This is a genomic window from Arcicella rigui, from assembly GCF_034929435.1.
Lineage (GTDB): Bacteria > Bacteroidota > Bacteroidia > Cytophagales > Spirosomataceae > Arcicella > Arcicella rigui.
The window spans coordinates 192,641-211,438 of record NZ_JAYFUM010000010.1; the positions used below are offsets into that span (position 1 = coordinate 192,641).

20 protein-coding genes are annotated in these 18,798 nt (G+C 35.4%); 4 read left to right on the top strand and 16 right to left on the bottom strand.

Going from position 1 to position 18,798, the window contains the following annotated elements; genetic code table 11:
* The first annotated feature begins 2 nt into the window (after window positions 1-2).
* Together VB248_RS10570 and VB248_RS10575 are read left to right on the top strand one after the other, a co-directional pair.
* Complete coding sequence (locus VB248_RS10570) at window positions 3-497, top strand: GNAT family N-acetyltransferase (RefSeq protein WP_323296736.1); 495 nt, start codon at window positions 3-5, stop codon at window positions 495-497.
* 85 nt (window positions 498-582) lie between these two features.
* Window positions 583-1,737, top strand: coding sequence for a hypothetical protein (locus VB248_RS10575; protein WP_323296737.1), 1,155 nt, complete (start codon window positions 583-585; stop codon window positions 1,735-1,737).
* Here the strand turns inward: VB248_RS10575 and VB248_RS10580 are convergent.
* The 5 genes from VB248_RS10580 to VB248_RS10600 form a co-directional block, all read right to left on the bottom strand.
* Window positions 1,712-2,392: a hypothetical protein gene (locus VB248_RS10580; protein ID WP_323296738.1), complete on the bottom strand. Its 681-nt coding sequence runs from the start codon at window positions 2,390-2,392 to the stop codon at window positions 1,712-1,714. The two genes, VB248_RS10575 and VB248_RS10580, sit on opposite strands and share 26 nt — an antisense overlap.
* Window positions 2,393-2,405: 13 nt before the next feature.
* Entirely contained in the window at window positions 2,406-2,774 is a 369-nt protein-coding gene (locus VB248_RS10585; RefSeq protein ID WP_323296739.1) for a GntR family transcriptional regulator, read from the bottom strand.
* 1 nt (window position 2,775) lies between these two features.
* Window positions 2,776-3,549, bottom strand: a complete 774-nt coding sequence (locus VB248_RS10590; protein ID WP_323296740.1) for a hypothetical protein — start codon at window positions 3,547-3,549, stop codon at window positions 2,776-2,778.
* 93 nt (window positions 3,550-3,642) lie between these two features.
* Window positions 3,643-4,485 carry an ABC transporter ATP-binding protein gene (locus VB248_RS10595; protein WP_323296741.1) on the bottom strand — a complete coding sequence of 281 codons (843 nt, stop codon included), beginning with the start codon at window positions 4,483-4,485 and terminating at the stop codon, window positions 3,643-3,645.
* Window positions 4,486-4,718: 233 nt separating this feature from the next.
* Window positions 4,719-5,981, bottom strand: coding sequence for a dipeptidase (locus tag VB248_RS10600; RefSeq protein ID WP_323296742.1), 1,263 nt, complete (start codon window positions 5,979-5,981; stop codon window positions 4,719-4,721).
* 144 nt (window positions 5,982-6,125) lie between these two features.
* On the opposite strand from VB248_RS10600, the gene VB248_RS10605 reads away from it, so the two are divergent.
* On the top strand, window positions 6,126-7,052 hold the full coding sequence (locus VB248_RS10605) for a carbohydrate kinase family protein (protein ID WP_323296743.1): 927 nt from the start codon (window positions 6,126-6,128) through the stop codon (window positions 7,050-7,052).
* A gap of 59 nt (window positions 7,053-7,111) precedes the next feature.
* Here VB248_RS10605 and VB248_RS10610 read toward each other — a convergent pair whose 3' ends face one another.
* From VB248_RS10610 to VB248_RS10635, 6 genes are all read right to left on the bottom strand, one after another.
* Entirely contained in the window at window positions 7,112-7,477 is a 366-nt protein-coding gene (locus tag VB248_RS10610; protein WP_323296744.1) for a hypothetical protein, read from the bottom strand.
* A gap of 240 nt (window positions 7,478-7,717) precedes the next feature.
* Window positions 7,718-8,461: a hypothetical protein gene (locus VB248_RS10615; RefSeq protein WP_323296745.1), complete on the bottom strand. Its 744-nt coding sequence runs from the start codon at window positions 8,459-8,461 to the stop codon at window positions 7,718-7,720.
* A gap of 303 nt (window positions 8,462-8,764) precedes the next feature.
* The gene (locus VB248_RS10620) at window positions 8,765-9,685 is read right to left on the bottom strand and encodes a DNA adenine methylase (protein WP_323296746.1); all 921 of its coding nucleotides are present in this window, start codon (window positions 9,683-9,685) and stop codon (window positions 8,765-8,767) included.
* An 11-nt stretch (window positions 9,686-9,696) separates the two neighbouring features.
* On the bottom strand, window positions 9,697-10,041 hold the full coding sequence (locus tag VB248_RS10625; protein ID WP_323296747.1) for a type II restriction endonuclease: 345 nt from the start codon (window positions 10,039-10,041) through the stop codon (window positions 9,697-9,699).
* A gap of 38 nt (window positions 10,042-10,079) precedes the next feature.
* Window positions 10,080-10,598: a type II restriction endonuclease gene (locus VB248_RS10630; RefSeq protein WP_323296748.1), complete on the bottom strand. Its 519-nt coding sequence runs from the start codon at window positions 10,596-10,598 to the stop codon at window positions 10,080-10,082.
* A 188-nt stretch (window positions 10,599-10,786) separates the two neighbouring features.
* Window positions 10,787-12,031 carry a hypothetical protein gene (locus tag VB248_RS10635; RefSeq protein WP_323296749.1) on the bottom strand — a complete coding sequence of 415 codons (1,245 nt, stop codon included), beginning with the start codon at window positions 12,029-12,031 and terminating at the stop codon, window positions 10,787-10,789.
* 314 nt (window positions 12,032-12,345) lie between these two features.
* Between VB248_RS10635 and VB248_RS10640 the strand changes: the two genes are divergently transcribed.
* A complete protein-coding gene (locus VB248_RS10640) occupies window positions 12,346-13,674 on the top strand; it encodes a rhamnogalacturonidase (RefSeq protein ID WP_323296750.1) in 1,329 nt (442 codons plus the stop codon).
* 14 nt (window positions 13,675-13,688) lie between these two features.
* Here the strand turns inward: VB248_RS10640 and VB248_RS10645 are convergent, their stop codons facing one another.
* The 5 genes from VB248_RS10645 to VB248_RS10665 all read right to left on the bottom strand — a co-directional run bounded on the left by VB248_RS10645 (window position 13,689) and on the right by VB248_RS10665 (window position 18,565).
* Window positions 13,689-13,994, bottom strand: a complete 306-nt coding sequence (locus VB248_RS10645) for a hypothetical protein (protein WP_323296751.1) — start codon at window positions 13,992-13,994, stop codon at window positions 13,689-13,691.
* 11 nt (window positions 13,995-14,005) lie between these two features.
* Entirely contained in the window at window positions 14,006-14,485 is a 480-nt protein-coding gene (locus tag VB248_RS10650) for a DUF6932 family protein (RefSeq protein WP_323296753.1), read from the bottom strand.
* Between the two features lie 135 nt (window positions 14,486-14,620).
* Entirely contained in the window at window positions 14,621-15,955 is a 1,335-nt protein-coding gene (locus VB248_RS10655) for a Gfo/Idh/MocA family protein (RefSeq protein WP_323296754.1), read from the bottom strand.
* A gap of 163 nt (window positions 15,956-16,118) precedes the next feature.
* Window positions 16,119-17,474, bottom strand: coding sequence for a 3-keto-disaccharide hydrolase (locus VB248_RS10660; RefSeq protein WP_323296755.1), 1,356 nt, complete (start codon window positions 17,472-17,474; stop codon window positions 16,119-16,121).
* Window positions 17,475-17,659: 185 nt separating this feature from the next.
* Window positions 17,660-18,565, bottom strand: coding sequence for an SMP-30/gluconolactonase/LRE family protein (locus VB248_RS10665; RefSeq protein ID WP_323296756.1), 906 nt, complete (start codon window positions 18,563-18,565; stop codon window positions 17,660-17,662).
* Between the last annotated feature and the right edge of the window lie 233 nt (window positions 18,566-18,798).

The window sequence follows — 18,798 nt, forward strand, 5'->3', positions numbered from 1 at the left end:
AAATGGAAATAAGAGTAATTAAGCAAGAAGCCGACATCAAATCTTATTACCAATTATTGCATAAAGCAATAACGGAAGAGTCGCAGTTTTTTAGGGTTTCACCTGTGGATATTGCAGGTGAAACTTTTCCGACAGAAGATACTTTTGAAAGTTTTACTTTGGGTGCTTTTGCCGAAAATGGTGATTTATTAGGAACGGTTGGCTTTAAACGAGAAAGTGTTTTGAAACTCCGACACAAAGGTTTGATTTTCAGAATGTACGTTGCTCCAGAAGCCAAAGGTTTGGGCTTGGGTAGAAAATTACTTCAAGCGGCTATCGAAAGAGCTAAACAAGGGGTTGGACTGAAACAAATTATTTTAACCCTGATTGCGGATAATTATCGGGCTAAAAACCTGTATCTTTCAGAAGGTTTTGAAGTATTTAGTTTTGAAAAAAATGCGATACGGATGAGCGAAGAGCTTTTTGTGGATGAAAATGCGATGGTGAAGTATCTTTAAAACTTCATCCCCCAGCCCCTTCTCCGTCAGAGAAGGGGAGAAAAAATGTAATCATTGATTATCAAACAGTAGAAGTCGTAGTTCGTTGAGACAAAATAAACATACACTGGTATCAAAAAGCCCCCTCTCAACAGGAGAGGGGGTTGGGGGTGAGGTTTTAACAATTGATGATATAATCTTTAAAATTGTAGATTTACAAGAATCTGCTGACAGAAAGTATTTTCCCGAAGGGCTTTTTGAATCTTATCGGGAAAATACACTTTTGCATTATCGTCGTCCCGATACGAATGTTTTTTTTACGGCAATTACTGTTTTTACTTTAAATTCCATTAAAGAAAAACTCTCTATTTCTTCACAAATACTTATTGAAAAAATCACTGAAAAAGCTATCGCTACTTATCCGCTTTTTCAGAATAAAGATGGCTTGAATACTTATAATTTCTTTCAAACTAAGCCTTCGCAACATTTTCCTCATGGCAATGTTTTACATAAACTAAATCACTTCAAAATTCCTGATGACATTGATGACACTTCTATGGTTTTTCTGACGAAAAAGCATAGTCAAGAAGAAGCTATTTGGCTGAAAAACAAGCTAATAGTTCATTCAAACACTTATCAAAAGACTATTCAAAATACTTTTCAGGAGTACAAAAGCTTAAAGGCTTATTCTACTTGGTTTGGCAAAAATATGTATATCGAATTTGATACTTGTGCTTTGTCGAATATGCTTTATTGTTTGCTGTCATACAATTTGGAATTGGACGAATGCGGACAAGATTCTGTGAAGTACATTCAGCAAACTATTCTTTCAAATCAGTACTTAGATAAGCCTTTTAAAGTAGCTCATCAATACGCTCGCACGCCTTTGATTATGTACCATGTAGCCAGACTGATGAGTAGATTTTCGATTCCAGCGTTGGAGATTTGCAGAGAGAAATTAGTAACAGATATGTTGAACTATTTAAAGAAGCCTGACTTGGCTTTGATGGATAGAATACTAATAGAAACCAGTCTTTCAAGATTAAATATCTCCTTTGAAAAAACCAATATTACTGATTTTTCAAAGGAGATATTTGCTGATTTTTATTTCTTTATTGCGGGTTTTCTGACAGCCTACGAAAATCCTGTTTTGTATAAAATGGCTTCTTCAAAACTCTTTCATATCAATTGGACTTGCGAAGCACATTGTTGGGCTTTGCTGGCAGAATGGATGTCTATTTCTTCACAAAAGGATTCATAGCATTGCCTTCAATACTTATACTTGCCGAATCACTTAGACTAAAAGTAGGCGATAAAAGTAAAGTGTTTTTCAATAATAAGCTTGACTTTCCATTTAAAGTAATGTCGGAATGAGCAATTTTTGAATCCTTTAGACGAAAGTTAAAATAGCGTTCCGAATCATCCCACCAACTGTTTATGATAGCAACGTTCTCTGTTTTGATATTGGCAGAAGCTAAATCACAATTGTTAAGCTTTAAAAGACCTGTGGCATTGCAGTTTACCTGTAAAGTATTATTGGCAAATTTGTTGGTTTTACCATTGATATTTAAAGCGATTTCATAGCCATTTAGCTTAATTGCTGGAAGTTTCGGCATGGTAATTACGATGTTTCCAAATACTTCTGTTAAAGTATCAATCTTTAACGTTGAGCCTACAACTTTTACATTATGAGCATTCTTAATGCTGTATTCTGTGCCTTCTTCAATACTGATTTCAATACCGTTTTCAGACAATACTTCTAAGTTATCAAAAGCCTTCAATTTGATTATTTGCTTAGAAATATCTGATTTTGCCGCCGCTTTTCTGTATTCTGTTTTTAGCAAAATAGTAAAGGAAGTCATGCTAACAAGGATGATAAAGGCTAAGGTTGCTAATAATTTATTTGATGTTTTCATAAGGTTTATTTGCTTAAAAATTAGCTGTTTTAAATGCCTCGTATTTTTCTTTAATAATGTCGAAATCTAAACCAAGTAAGTGTACATTTTTAAAGAATACGGGTAATTCGTTCCCAAGAAATTCTTCTTTTCTAAATGCCAATACTTTCTCTTTTGCTTCTTCTGAAACAAAATATCCCATGCCTCTTTTAGTGAAAATGATTTCTTTTTGTTGTAAAAAATCGAATGTTCTCATCACGGTATTGGGATTTACTTCTAACTGAACCGCCAATTCACGAACAGAAGGGACTTTATCGCCTATTGTCCACTGATTCAGTAAGATACGCTCACAAATATACTCTGCTATTTGGAGGTAAATTGCTTGATTATCTCTAAATTCCATCTTAAACCTCCTTTTCTTTTAATTTAAAATAGGTAATTACTGCTAAAAACGGTGATAGCAAATAGTAAAAAGAAAACTTAGAGGCTTCAAAAAGAAAGTTAAATGAAGCAGAAAGTTCTTTCTTGTTTTCACTACTCAGATTAATGTAACGGTCATGCTGTTGGTCGCTACCGATAATGATTTTGAAGAGTAAATATTCCACTAATCCAAAGGCAACAATGATTATAAATCCTGTAAATAAGGTTTTTATGTAAGACATTCTTCCGAAGTAAATAGTACCCAATAATATAAATACTTGCAGGGAAATCCAGATATACACTAAGAATTTATAGTCTAAATAATCTTTCAAAATGGTTGTAAAAAGTACTTCATTTTCAGGATTTCCTGAGAAATTGACAAAGGCAAAATCAACAATGCCGAAAACAAAAGCAAGGGCAATCGGAAAAGCAATCAGTGCATAAAAAAGCCCTGTACAAAGTTTTTCAAAATGCGAAGCTGGCGTCATCAAAAAACTCATGGTTTGGATATTATTGCTAAAATCTTTGAAAATATAATTAGCGAAAAGTGTTCCTCCTCCAAAAAGCCCGATGTTAAACATGGCTACCTGTACACCCTTATTGATATACTTTCCATTTTCAATATCCATGTTGATTGCGTAAAAAACGGCTGTGATACTCGCATAAATAACGATGCTCATCAGCAAAATCAATTTGTTTTCAGTCCATTGCCTTCTGACAAGTAAAGAAAAACGGTCGTAGTTAAAAATGTTGTTCATTGTATTGTTAAGTAGTGATGAGTTGTTAGTAGTTAAACTGCTTGCTTTGAGCAATGAGCCGTCAGCAATGAGCAATAATCTGTTTGCTCACAGCTAATTGCTCGCAGCTAATAAGTTTTTCAGTGCCTCACGGTTGTTTAAAGCTGCGTTGAACAAAAGTTCTAAATCAACTTTACTGTTTTCGTGTTCGGTATTGGGCATTACTACCGAAAAACCTCTGATAGAATGTTCTGAATACAAAACATTTTCATGGTCTGTAACTACTGAAAGGGTTTTGAAAACAAGCTTCTCTGCAATTTCTTCCGTGGTCGCATGAAGCAATACTTCCGATTCATCAAGAATAATAATTGGGTCAATTAGCGATTCTAAATCTCTTACTTGGTGTGTTGAGATAACAATAATTCTATCATCAGTTGCCACAGAAGCAATGATTTTACGAAACTGACTCTTTGAAGGAATGTCCAAACCATTCGTTGGTTCGTCCATAATTAATACTTTGGTATTCGTTGCCAAACCGAAGCCAATCAAAGCCTTTTTCTTTTGTCCAAGCGATAATTCTGTAAACTTCTCATCGTCAGAGATTTTAAATTCTTCAAGGTATTCCCTAAACTGTTTCAAAGAAAAGTTTGGATAAAACGGCGAGTAGGTCTTTACAAAATCCTTAATCTTTACAGATGGCGTATGAAACTCCTCAGGTAGAAAATACATTTCTTGCAAAAAACTTGGCAGGCGGTCTTGGGCATTGTAACCATTTACAGTACAACTGCCTTCACTTGGGAAAAGTAAACCAGCCATATTTCTCAACAAAGAAGATTTTCCTGCTCCATTTTTTCCTAATAGTCCATACACATTACCATTAGAAAGGTTGAGGTTTAAATGTTTAAATATCTGTTTCCTTTTTCCGTAGCTAAACGATAGGTCTTTTATTTTTATCATCACTGTATTAGTTTAATAGTACACTGCAAATATAATACAATAGCTTTTGTAAAAACAAGCGTTTCTGCAAGTAAAAGGAGGAGTGGTTTTAAAAGTGGATGGATGGAAAGTTGGTAAAACAAAAAGACTTCCCTCTATGAGAAGTCTTCTTTGAAGAGTAATTGATAAGCCTTTGAAAAAATAAAAACGCTGTTGATAAAAGAATGATTTTCAAAAAGTATCCGCTAAAACCTCTAAAAATGTTTCGCTACCTCCGCCACTTTATTCCAAACTCTAAACACATTTTTATAACAGATTTTCTCAATATCTTTTTCTGAATAACCTCTTTTTAATAAAACATAAATCAAATTAGGTAATTGCGAGCAGTCTTTTAAACCGTCGGGCAGTGTTGGACCTACGCCGTCGAAATCTGAGCCTAAACCTACGTAATCAATCCCTGCAATTTTCTTTACGTGGTCGATGTGGTCGGCTACTCTTTCTACATTGGTCAGTGGTGTGGGATGTTCTTTGTCGTAAAGTGCTTCGTAAGCTCTGGCAGCAGAATCTTTTGGGACTAAATTATGCTCTTTTTGCCATTGACGTAAATGTGTCCTTTTGGTTTCATAAGTTTTGTTTGAAACTGAATCTAAGAACATCGAAGAGTAATTAATCATAATTACACCTCCTTTTTTTGCCATCGCTTTTATCAGATTGTCGGGAGCATTTCTGATAAAACCGGGCGTAAAAGCTCTACAAGAAGAGTGAGAAGCAATAACGGGAGCTTTTGAAAGGGCTACTACCTGTGCAAAAGTATCATCTGAAATATGCGAACAGTCGAGCATAATACCTAAGCGATTCATTTCACGCACTACTTGTCGCCCGATGGGGCTGAGTCCTCGCCAAGTATTAGTGGTATCATAAGAAGTATCACAAATAAAATTGTCTTCGCCATGACAAAGCGTAATGTAGCGAATGCCTCTATCATAGAAGTACTGTAAATTGGCTAAATTACTTTCTACGGGCGAACCGTTTTCCATGCCCATCGGTAGTGAAATTAAGCCTTTTTTGAAATTGGCTTGAATATCCGCAGGCGACTTTGCCAAAGCGAATTTATCAGGATATTGTTTTACCAATGTTTCTACCATATCAATCAAGGAATCTGCCAAAGCTTTGGAGAAACCTTTCTTACGCTGTAAGTCGGCAGGCACATAAATCGACATGAAGGGAGCAGACAAACCACCCTTTTTGGCACGTACATAGTCAAAGTCACCGCCAGCCGTTTGTACTGACACATCTTCCATTTTTCCGTGAAGGCGATAAGGTAAATCTACGTGACCATCAACGATGATGAATTTATGAGCCAATTCCTCAGCTTTTTTTCTGAGTAATTCGTCTTTATCTAATGTATGACGAATACTTTTTGGGGGAATAACTCTGTTTTGGGGCTTTCCGAAAGTAACAAGATTGCTGAACATCAAAAGAGCCAAAACGATAAGCGATAAGTAGTTTTTTTGCATGATAGTTTTGTGAAGGTTTTATTATTAAATCTAACAATTTTTATAGAATAATCAGTAATTTGCAAAGACAAACTCTATGAAAATTAGCTCATGGAGTGAAAGGAAAACAATTTGCATCCTGAGAACAATCCATTTTTTATAAACATGAAAAAATACGCATTACTTTCGGTTGGCGAATTATTGGCTGACTTTATTGGAACTGAAATACAAGAAAGTATTCTTGAAACCTCTACTTTTGAACGTTTTCAAGGAGGAAGTCCCGCCAATATGGCTGCTAATATGGCTCGTTTGGGCATGAATACCGCCTTAGTTTCTTGCATTGGTAACGACAATATCGGTATTTATTTAAAAAGAGAAGTAGCCAAAACAGGTATAGATATTAGTCACGTTGCGGTAGATGATTTTCAACCAACCAGTATTGTAGTGGTTTCTCGTACCAAAGGCACACCCGATTTTATTGCTTATCGTACAGCAGACCGTATGCTTCAACCACAGCATATTCCTGATAGTTTATTAGCGGAATCTGCCATTTTTCATACTACTTGCTTTGCTTTGAGCCAAGACCCTGCCCAGAGTACTATCGTAGATGCCGCTAAACGTGCTAATGCTTTGAATTGCCGTGTAAGTTTAGACGCTAACTACGCTATTCAGATTTGGCCAGACAGAAAACAGGCTTGGGAAACCATTTCAGCTTATTGTTCACACGATGCTTTGGTAAAATTGAGCGAAGACGATGCCGAAAGAATCTATGGACATAAAGTTTCCGAAGCACAAATCCTACAAGATTTTCATGCGATGGGTGCAGACCTCATTTGTCTAACCAAAGGCGGTGATGGTTCTATCATTTCTACTGAAAAGGGAGCAAAACAAATCACCTTAGGTGTAAAACCCATAGAAGTAATTGACGCTACTGGAGCAGGAGATGCTTATTGGGCAGGATTCCTAACAGCTTATACAGAAGGTGCTTCGCCAGAAACCTGTGCCAATGCCGGTGCTAACTTAGCAGCCCTAAAATTAGTAACGAAAGGGCCTCTGCCTGCAAAAGTGGATAAGGGAATTTTGTATGCTTAATAGCAATTAATGATAGGTTATCAATTTATCTACTACAAAATATTAAACTACTAAATACCTCACCCCCAACCCCCTCTCCTGCTGAGAGGGGGCTTTTTTGCTTCAAAATCTCCCCTCTCAGCAGGAGAGGGGTCGGGGGTGAGGTTTCGTAGCAAAGAATATTTGACTATACTTTCATTTTCAATGACCACTAAAAACTGATTGCAGATGCCTATATTCTCCGAGAAGGTGGTCATATTCTCCGAGAGGTTGCCTATATTCTCTGAGAAGGTGGTCATATTCTCCGAGAGGTTGCCTACATTCTCCGAGTAGGTAGTCATATTCTTCGAGTAGGTAGTCATATTCTTCGAGAGATTGCTTACATTCTCCGAGAGGGTGGTCATATTCTTCGAGAAGTTGCCTACATTCTCCGAGAAAGTGGTCATATTCTTCGAGTGGTTGCTTATATTCTCTGAGAAGGTGGTCATATTCTTCTTTAAAACCTTATCCCCCAGCCCCTTCTCCTGTTGAGAAGGAGAGCTGCTGGAGAAGTCTTCTTATTGATAATCAAATACTTAAAGTATATTCTATAAATAATTTGTCTTTTAAGATAAGAATTTTAAGCACAAAAAGCCTCATCTCAGAAGTAGATGAAGCTTTTTTGTAATTTACTTTGTATCTATCTTTTACTTTAAATTCTTAAAACTAAGTCCTTTCACCATTCCATACTCCATACTATTTGTCCCAAAAGCGGATTTGATATAGTTTTTCACGTCTAAAGCTGTATCTACCAAGCCTGTCTTTTCGGCATACAAGCACTTATTTCTATTTGCTCTACTAATTGTCCAAGCGGTATTGCTACTCATTACATTGATATTGGCAGTTCTTAAATTAGCAAGATAGCTTTTCAAAGAACTTACCTTCAAAGCTTCCTCATTAGGGTCATACACATCATGCGAACTGATGAGTTCAATTAAAGCATTGAGATGTTCTACCATATAATCATAGCTTTGATGCGAAGACGAAATTGTTTTAGGTTGAGTCAAATCCGTTCCATCAGTAGCTACCTCTTTAGTAGTATTAGGCGTTGTAGCTTTTTTTCCTTGTACCTTTCGGTTTATCGCTTTTGCTCCTTCAATAATACTATCGGAGACACCCGAAACAGAAAGAGCATTGACAATTTTTGTCACTAAAGGTTTCAAAGGAACAAATAAATCACGACGAGCATCAACGGCGTTATCATAAGCCGTTTCCATAGCGGTACATTCATTCAGTAAGGTTTTCGCCATACCAAGTTGGCTTTGCAAAGACGCTATTTTCAAGGCATCTTTAGTAGGGTTGTAGCCAGCACCAAAGCCAGTGCAAAATTGAATCAGGTTTTGGAAATTGACAATATTTGCATTATTGCCAGAGTCTTGTGAGGTGTTCATATTATTGTTATTTAAGTTAAGAAATACAATCCGATAAAATTGCATTTAATCGCCTCAAGGCAAAAGCGATTAATAAGTATTTGAACATATTTAGTGGTAGATTAAAGCCTTGTACAAGAGGTATTTACAAACAGGCTTTACATTAAAATTAATCAAGAAATTTTAGAAAATGATGTAAGAAAGGGAAATTATTTTTGTAGAAATTAAAGCCAATTTGTAGCACAATCACAAAGTGTTTTAAAATAGTAAAGCCATAGAGACGAAATTTATCGAAACTACGGCTTTGTTGATAACAAAATTATATTAAGCCCATTCAATTACTAATTGCTCAGGTTTTGTTTTTTCTTTTAAACCATGGTTATGCTGAATAAAATTCTCTGTTTCAAAATTGCATACCAAAGCTTCTACTATGGTTCTCCTATTTTCTAAATTCCCTCCATTATGATAAAAATGGTCTTTGGTCACAATATTAAATTTTTGCCAATACTTTTGTATCATTTCGTTTTCTCGCCAATCATTATGATGCCAAGTAGAAAGTATAAACTTAGCTTTCGTTTCACTAAGTAGATGAAACAAAAGTTCCTCGTCTTTTTCTTTCCAACCATTATAATAATCTACGTGTCTGCCGTAATACGGAGGGTCACAATAGATAATATCATTTTCGGTCGCTAAAGGAATGATACTTTCGAAGGATTGGTTGTGAAAGCTCCAGTCAGGTTCTGGTTGAATGATTTGCGAAACCATTGAGAGTTGATTGGTAATCTTAGTAATATATGCCTGAGCAAACCTATCTGGTTTTTTACAGAAAGGGATGTTCCAATTGCCTTTACCTCCAAATCTCATCATTCCATTAAAACCAGCACGAGAGAGAAATATAAAATCATAAGGAGAAAACTCTCCACTATTAAATCTACTTCTAACCTTCAAATAATGTTCGTAGCCATTGTTGTCGGCTTTACTCAAAATTTCACCTTCATGTTCGAGATATTGTTTCATCAAAGGAGCTGTAATTGCCTTTTGCTGAACACCTTTATAAAAATTGATAATATGAGGGTTAGTATCGTTAAGAATCGCCTTTTTGTAGCCTGCATTGAAGGCAACCACACCAGTGCCTAAGAAAGGCTCAATCCATCTGCCACTTACTTTTGGAGCAAGTTCCATAATCCAAGGCACTAACTTAGTTTTGATACCTTGACTTTTTATCGGTGGAATAAATACTTTCATCTTATTTTTTATTAGAGGTTTTTGAAACAATTTTTTTCAAGAAGGTCTGTACGTCCTTTAAATTCTAAGAAATCTTTCAGTGAAGTGATTTTATGAAGCTTTCCATCCTTTAGCATGGTAGCTGTACCATGATTAATCCAGTATTCATCAAACCAATTTTCCCCTAACTGACTAAAAACTCCATTCTCATTTTTCAGGTCTTCAATATCATATACAGAACCTATGTTAGCTGTGTTTCCTGAGCCTTGTTTATCACTGGCAATTTTCCATTTTTCAGCAGCAAAAAAATCAAAATTCTTGATAACAGAAGTGATAGCACTAAGCTTGCTTACATTCGTTACTTCCCGATTTCCCACATTTTGATTTATGCCTTCAAGTTCATCTTTTAATTCTTCTACTTGAAAATTTCCGTATTTGATAACTCATCAGTAATATCAGTTCTGGTGTAAATAACGCCTAAACAATAATGTCCTAAGTATTGATTGTAAGGGAATTGTATGTTTTTATTCTTGTCTCTTTCTTTAAAATATCCACCATGACTTCCCAATGTAAATCCAGTAGTTTTACCATTACGTCTAAAAGTAGTTTTGAGGTCAACAGCAAATTTAACTTCGTCGTTTTCTTGATGCACAAAAGTTAAATCAGGATACCAATTTTGTTTTTCAGCAAGAATAATTTTGTAATTGATACTTTCTGCAAAAGCTAATATTTGAGGAAAAATATGTATTTCAAGAATTTTAGAAATAATCTTTGTATCTGATGAAATAGTGTAAATGTTTTTGTAAACATCAATAAATCCCTTTATTGTCCAATCACCATTATTTGTAGAAACATATTTTTCAAGCTTGGTAGCAAAATGGTCAAGCTCTGTTTTAAAGTCTGCTTTGTATTTATTTTTATCCTTCAAATCCATACTTCAAAGGTACGTAAAAATGTTGTTTTCGAGGTTATTTTAGGGGACTAATGATAGGTTCAAGGTTCTGTATGATTGCTAAAAACAATCATAATCAAAAGTAAAAAAGGAAGTGATATGTTATGATTCGTTCTGATTTTTGACTTAGACAAATCCCAAAAAATCCCTCTAAGCCAAAAAAACCTAAATTATTTACGATTCATTTTTCTGATTTCCCAAAAAATCCCAGCCGCAATATAACTGTATGGCTGTGATAATTCTTTTATAGGAATACTTGGCATCATATACATTGCTTTTAATCGAATCCCTATATTTGAACGAGATACATTGATGTAATTAGGATTGTATGGATTGGGGGCTTCTTTGGGCTTGCCAATGCTAAACTTATAATCAAAGATAGCTCCAGCCCCAACAGCAATACCGTCTCCTCTGAACATACTCAAGTCTCGCTCTTGCTGTTTCATCGGAACAATGGCATTATAGGCTAAAGTAGCATAAGGATAGAGTTGAAATCTCTTTGAAGAAAGTACATTATACCCTGCTCCCAACTCAATATCAACAATACTTCCTTTAACATCTTTTTCCCAATAATAGCCTTTCACCGTTAATGGCATATCGGTTCTTGTAAAATTCTGTATAAAGTTGGCACTCAAGGTAAAAAGCATTTTTTTGTAAGGAACACTAAAGCCTAAAGCGAAACCAGTATCTTTTTTATCAAAATACTGGTAAAATTTAGAAGACAAATTGAAGCGACCTACGCCAAAATCCATTATCAAACCTGCATCAGCATCTTGGTACTCTTCCTTGATAAATTGCTGAACAAAAGGCAGATAGACAGATGTTGGGTACAGTTCTATAAAAACATCTGCATCATTATTCAGCTTACTTTGGGCATTGGCTTTATTTTTTGCAGTCTCTGCTTCTACATCAAAAGACTTGTACATTAGTTCCAACAAATCTTTATCTTCTTGTTGCAATCTTTCGGCAGCAGGAATATTATTTCGCAAAGCGGTTTTGTTCTTTTCTAAATAGGTGGAAGCAATTAGAAAAAGTCCATCGTTTTTGTAGGCAATTATTTTATCTCCTTTGTTGATAGAAAGATTACTTACTCCTCGTGAAATATCCGTTAAAATTGTTCCGTATTCTTCTAAAGCCAAACTCAAAACTATTCGTTCTGTTGGAGCAAAAGGAGTGTAATTTGATAAATCGTACTTATCAACGATAAACTTAAACGTAGTTTTTGCTTTCTTCAAATCATCGGCTTTGATGGCTTCGGCAATCATCAACCTTGCGTTAGCAATAAAAACAAGGTCTTTACTTTCGTAGGTATTTATCTCTTTTTCAAGTGATTGCTGCGTTGAATCAGTCGTTTGAGCTTTTAATTGCATTGTACTAATAAGGGCAAAAATAGAGAGCAGTAATAGTTTTTTCATGTCTGGTAAAAGTGTTTATATAGCGTTTATTGCGTACAAAATTCGGCTCGGTTTTAGGCTTTCTGTCGTGAAATTAGTATTTTATACTTATAAAATAATCATTGCATACAATTTAATCCATTCATACGCAAAATTGTTAATTACAACGAGAATCTTAACATTCGATAATCTTTGAATGATATTTAATGTTACATTTTACAGACGATCCTCCTCCTTTGAATTTTAACATAAATACTCATTAGATTCATCACCTTTGATACTTATAAGTACAAGATGATTCGCTACGAGTCTGAATGAATTTATAATAATCAAGCATGAAAAAAAATCTTATCATTTTGGCGTTTTTCCTAATGGGTTTCTCGCCAATTTTTGCTCAAAAGAACCCTAAAAGTACTTTCCCTGATGGCTCTCCTATTGGCACTTGGTTTACTACTTATCAAAAAATCAGTTTATCGCAACTGGGCAAGGCTTATCCGATTACCAATTTTGGTGTAAAACAAGATAGCACACTGGTACAAACAGAGGCAATCCAAAAAGTAATTGATTTGGCGGCGGCAAAAGGTGGCGGTGTAATTATCATTCCGAAAGGTACTTTCTTGAGTGGAGCTTTGTTTTTTAAACCCAAAACGCATTTGCACATAGCCGAAGGAGCAAAACTCAAAGGCTCGGATAACATTGCGGATTATCCAAAATTACCTTCACGCATGGAAGGGCAAAGCTTAGATTATTTCACGGCTTTGGTAAATGCTTATGGAGTAAATGGCTTTACGATTTCTGGAAAAGGAACTATTGATGGCAATGGTTTACATTATTGGGAGGCTTTTTGGCAAAGACGCAAAGAGAATCCGAATTGTACCAATTTGGAGGTTTCTCGTCCACGTTTGGTATTTATTTGGCAATCGAATAACGTACAAGTACAAGATGTAAAACTGCATAATGCTGGTTTTTGGACGAGCCATTATTATCAATGCAATAATATAAAAATATTGGATGCTCACATCTATTCGCCTTACCAACCCGTAAAAGCCCCAAGTACCGACGCCATTGATATTGATGCTTGTAATAATGTGTTGATAAAAGGTTGTTACCTATCGGTAAATGATGATGCCATTGCCCTAAAAGGTGGCAAAGGCCCGTGGGCAGACCGTGTGCCGAACAATGGAGCAAATACCAATATCATTATTGAAGACTGTGAATTTGGTTTTTGTCATTCAGCACTTACTTGTGGAAGCGAGGCAATTCATAACCGTAATGTCATTATGCGGAATTGTCACGTTAGCGAAGCTGACAGAGTTTTGTGGCTAAAAATGCGACCAGATACGCCACAGTTGTATGAGTATATTCGAGTGGAAAATATTACAGGACAAGCTCATAGTCTTTTGTATGTAAAGCAATGGAAACAATTTTTTGATTTACAAGGAAGAAAAGACGTGCCACTCTCCTACTGCGACCACGTTAGTCTAAAAAACATCACCCTTACTTGTGATACTTTTTATGATGTAGTGATTTCGGAATATGATAAACTATCCAATTTTACTTTTGAAAACTTCAAAGTAAACAGTAAAAACACCGCCATCGACAAAAGTATCATCAATGGATTTATCTTGAAAAATGTGCAAATAAATAATAAAATGGTGGATTGATTATTTGGGTGATTTTAAAGCTCTAAAAAAACTGATTCAATTTTTTTTAGAGCTTCTTCTCTCTCTATGGAGTGATGATGAGTCATTTCATTTTTATAGAATTTTTCAATAAACAGTTTGAATAAATACATTACTTCTGTGTTATTTCCGCTATTCTTCAATAAATCTTTGAATAACATATCAGTTAATTTAAGTTTCTGACTAATATATTGACTACTCATCAAATCAGAATCTGATTCAGAATGGATTTCTATCATTTGATTAACCTTTTGAATTTCTTCGATTAAATCAAGAATATTATACAATTTAGCATTTTTCATATTTCATTCGATTAGTAGTAGATTTCCAAAAAGCCTTTTGATAGTTTATTGCCAGCTTTATTTCTCCTTGTTTTTGTAAATTTATCCATCCAATAAGCTTTGTCAAGTATTGTTTTGAAATTTTCCTTGTGATTATCAGGAAAAACTTCAATGATATAAGCATCAACTCCATAAATAATTTCAGAATTGGGATATTTGAAATTATGGATTGAGTCTCCTATCTCCTTTATAGTATCATGGCTTATAAAAGTAACTAAATCTATATCTCGTGGATTAGGTTTCTTTGTAACAAATGAGCCATCAATCCATTGACATATCAATTCATTACTACATTTATTTTTAAGATTTTCATTGTAAATTATAAGCTTTTCAAAAATGTATTTACGTTCATTCGTAGGAATTTTATCCACAAACTCTAATTTCAACTCTTCAATATTAGAAACAATTTTATTATCAGGGATTAACAACCCTGATCTATTAAATATCAACATATCAAACAAATAGGGGTTTTATATGTAAATATATGCAATACAATTGATAGCTCGTCATATTCCTAAAACAAAATTGCCTACCAAAGATTTACTCCTTGATAGGCAATTTTATGTATAAAATACAAAAACGAAAAATTAGTATTTGAATACTTTTCCGCCTGCTAATACTTCTTGTTTTTTATCATCGAAAGTTACTTTCAAACCAGTTCTGTAAGCTGCATTCGACATGATGGTTGCAATCGAGTGCTGATAACCTGCTTCGATTGGTGCATTAGGCTGTTTACGAGAACGCACACATTCCATCCAGTTTTTCACGTGATTGAACGTTAGTGGGTCACCACCAGTGTTTGCCTCTGAAGCTACTTTTATACCTTGTAATTTCTGAGGTGTTAATAAGTTGGCTTTCATACCCATTGTTTTAGCATGACTTTCTGTTAAACCTCCTGTCGGTGTGATTTCGTTAGTATCTAAGTTAATCATACCACCGTTAGAGTAATACAATTCTTTAGTTTCGCCCGCTGAGTTCGAGAAACGTGAAGTAAATTGTACTTGGAAACCAGATTTAGGGTCATCTAATGGGCCGTAATCAAACACTACTGTTAAAGTATCGGCATTCGAGCGACCATCTTTCCACTGATAAATTCCACCGTTGGCTACTACGCTTCTTGGGTGTGGCAAACCTGTAAACCAGTGAACAGTATCAATTTGGTGAGACATCCACTGACCCGGAATTCCTGAAGAATATGGCCAGAACAAACGATATTCTAAGTATTTACGTGGGTCGAAAGCTTCAAAAGGACGGTTCATTAAATAACGTTTCCAGTCAACATCGCTTTCTTTTAGATTTTTCACCAAATCTGGTCTTCTCCAACGTTCTGGCTGGTTTACGTTCCACATCAATTCCACCATTACGATTGGTCCAAATTTTCCAGATTTGATATAATCTTCTGCGGCAAAGTAGTTTTCACCACTTCTACGCTGAGAACCAATCTGTACAATTTGTTTTGAAGATTTCACTGCATTCAATACTGCACGAGCATCCTCCATTGTTTCAGCCAATGGTTTTTCGGTATAAGTATCACAGCCTGCTTTTACCGCTTCTACTGTATGTAAAGCGTGTTGGAAGTCGGCAGTTGAAATAAATACAGCATCAACAGTTTTAGAATCGTAAAGCTCTTCGTTGTTTCTGAAAACCTTTACATCACTTCCTAATTCTTTGTCTAAAAATGCCTTTCCTTCATCTCTACGGCGATTCCACAAATCAGAAAGAGCTGTCATTTCAAAATTCATTTCTTTTTGCAATGCCTTAAACGGAGGCACGTGCGACGCTCTGTGGCGGTCTGAAAAACCTACACAACCTACTCTTACACGGTCGTTTGCTCCAATGATTTTTGCGTAAGATTTAGCACTAAATGTTAATGCTCCCAAAGAAGCAAAAGTCGTTTTTTGAATAAATTCTCTTCTTTCCATAGTTATTGTAAATGAATTTAATTTTTGAGTGCTTGTAATTAGAATTTTCTCAATTTAAACAGTTAATAAATCAAACTTAAACGACCTAATGAATCTTGATAATTTACTGATTTCAAAAACATTAATCACTAAATCACTCATTCACTAAATCACTAATTACATCTTACAACGTTTTAATCTTGATATTTTTAAATGAAACATTATCGCCGTGGTCTTGGATTAAGATATTGCCTTTTTCAGCAGCACCAAAACCATCGTATTTTGCATATTTACTTCTGGCTACTAAAGCTTTGAAAATATTGCTGTTACGTTCGTATTCTACTACTTTAAAACCATTTAACCAGTGTTGTACAATGTTGTTTGGCAATACAACCACTCTCGCCTGATTCCACTCGCCAATTTTACGTTGGAAACGTTTGTCTAATTTATAAGAAGGAATTAAATCATATAAACTCGACATAGTACGGTTGCCTACTGCTCCTAATTTTGCATCTGGATGTTTTTCATCATCAAGTACTTGGTACTCTAAACCAATTCCTGATTTTCCATTTGAATCAAAAGCTTCGTTCACAAAGTATTTTACCCCAGAGTTTGCACCATCAGTCAATTTAAATTCAAAAGTTAATTCAAATGCCCCGTACTGTTCGGTAGTTACGATGTCGTTTCCAGTTTCCGAACCATCAGACGGACTCACATTAATTGTTCCATCAACTACTTTCCAGTGAATCGTTGGCATAGTTGTTTGATGAACGCCTCTCCAACCTGTAAAATCTTTTCCGTTGAATAACAATTTTACGCCTTGAGCTTTTTCTTGTTCAGATAAAGTATTCAGAGTAAGATTGATAACTGGCGTATTGTCTGTCGGACGTGGTTTTAAATTTTCAGTTTGGATTCTGATATTTCTCCAACGAATTTCCATTCCTTCTGTCATGTTTGCATAAATAGCATGAACCTGCAAAGCAATAAAACCTTTTGCCGTCATATCATCTACCAAATTGGCTACTGGTACATCATTCACCCAAGTACGGATTACATTGCCGATGGCTTCTATACGATACTTGTTCCACTGTCCATTTCTTTTGAAAGCCTTTTTAGCCTCCGGATTAATGTTTGGAATATACAACCAGTCACGACGAGCTTCGTCATAAATTCCACCCGACCAAGCACGGTCTGAAGGGTCAACTTCTGCTTGATAGCCATGAACTCTTCCATTCTGATAATCAGGATTTGAAAGGCTTCTGAACTGAATTCCTGAATTCATTCCTTCGGCAACATTCAATTCAAGTTCTAAAATAAAATCACCATATTCCTTTTCAGTTGCTAAAAATGAATTAGGCGTATCTTTTACCGTAGTACCTACGATTTCGCCATTTCTGACACTATATTTTGCTTTTCCGCCCAATTGTTTAAAACCATTTAAGGTTTTACCATCAAATAATTTCGTCCATTTTTCCTGAGAAAAAGCCGAAAATGATAACACCGTGACGATGAATAGAGTACTTAAAAACTTTTGTTTCATTGTTTATTAAAGATTGGATTTACTCCTATTAAAGTATAGAAAATCTTATTTATACTTGATTTTACAAAAGAATCTTAAAGGGTCTGTGGGGATTGTCTCTTTTGTGATTGCATCACAAATAAAAAACCACTTCCAAGACCAGTCTCAGAAGCGGAAACTCCTCACTCACCATTCAGCACTCCAAATTACTCCACTCCTTTTACTTGCATCTGCAAAGTGTAAATGGACTCAGAAGCGGTAATGAATAAAGTTTTACGATCTTTGCCACCAAAACAAATATTTCCGACCCAATTTGAAGGCACTGGAATGTTGCCCAATTTTTCACCTTCTTTGTTATAAATTGTCACGCCTCTGCCTGTCAAATATAAATTTCCTTGACTATCCAAAGTTATTCCATCTGAACCCATCGGTGCAAAAAGCTGACGATTTGCCAAAGTTCCATCCGCTTGAATTTCGTATCTGTACGTTTTACTATCACGAATATCGGCTACAAATAAATACTTGCCATCGGGAGTTCCCACAATACCGTTAGGTTGTTTGAGGTCGCCGTCCACAAGGATTACCTCTTTTGTACCTTTGGCTAAATAATACACATTTTGTTTGTCGATTTCGGGCTTTTTTCTTGTCCAATAATCACGCTGATAATATGGGTCGGTGAAGTAAATGCCACCTTTGGGGTCAATCCATAAATCATTGGGGCCATTGGCTTTTAGTCCTTTGATGTTATCCAACAAAACCGATACTTTTCCTTTATCAATTGCCCAAAGCTCATTTTTTTCGTCGGCACAAGCGATTATTCTTCCTTTTTTATCCACATACAATCCATTTGAACGACCCGTTTTATCCATAAAAAGACTCAGTTTTCCATCTGCACTGTATTTCCAGATTTTATCATTCGGTTGGTCTGTAAAGAAAATATTTCCTTTTTTATCCACCGCTGGCCCTTCGGTAAAAGTAAATTGCTTAGATACTTGCACCAAGGAAGCCCCTTTTTGAACAAGATTCAAGGCAGCAATATCATCATTCGACTGTGCCAACAATAATTGATTCGACAACAAGAGTACGGCAAGTACACGGCTAAACTTTATCATATTTATTAGGATTGTTTAAACTAAAAAAGCAAGTTACAGCTTTGTACCTTGCTTTCTGGGGAGATTTGTGGGGTTTGGGGGTATTTAGAAATCAAAGAAGTGGCACATGATGACAGAATTAATAGTAAGAATAGCTATAAAAATATTGACAATAGTAAATTTCTACAAAGCACATATAAAATCTACTCTTTCATATATATTCAAACCGACACCAGTTTATCAAAAAGCACACG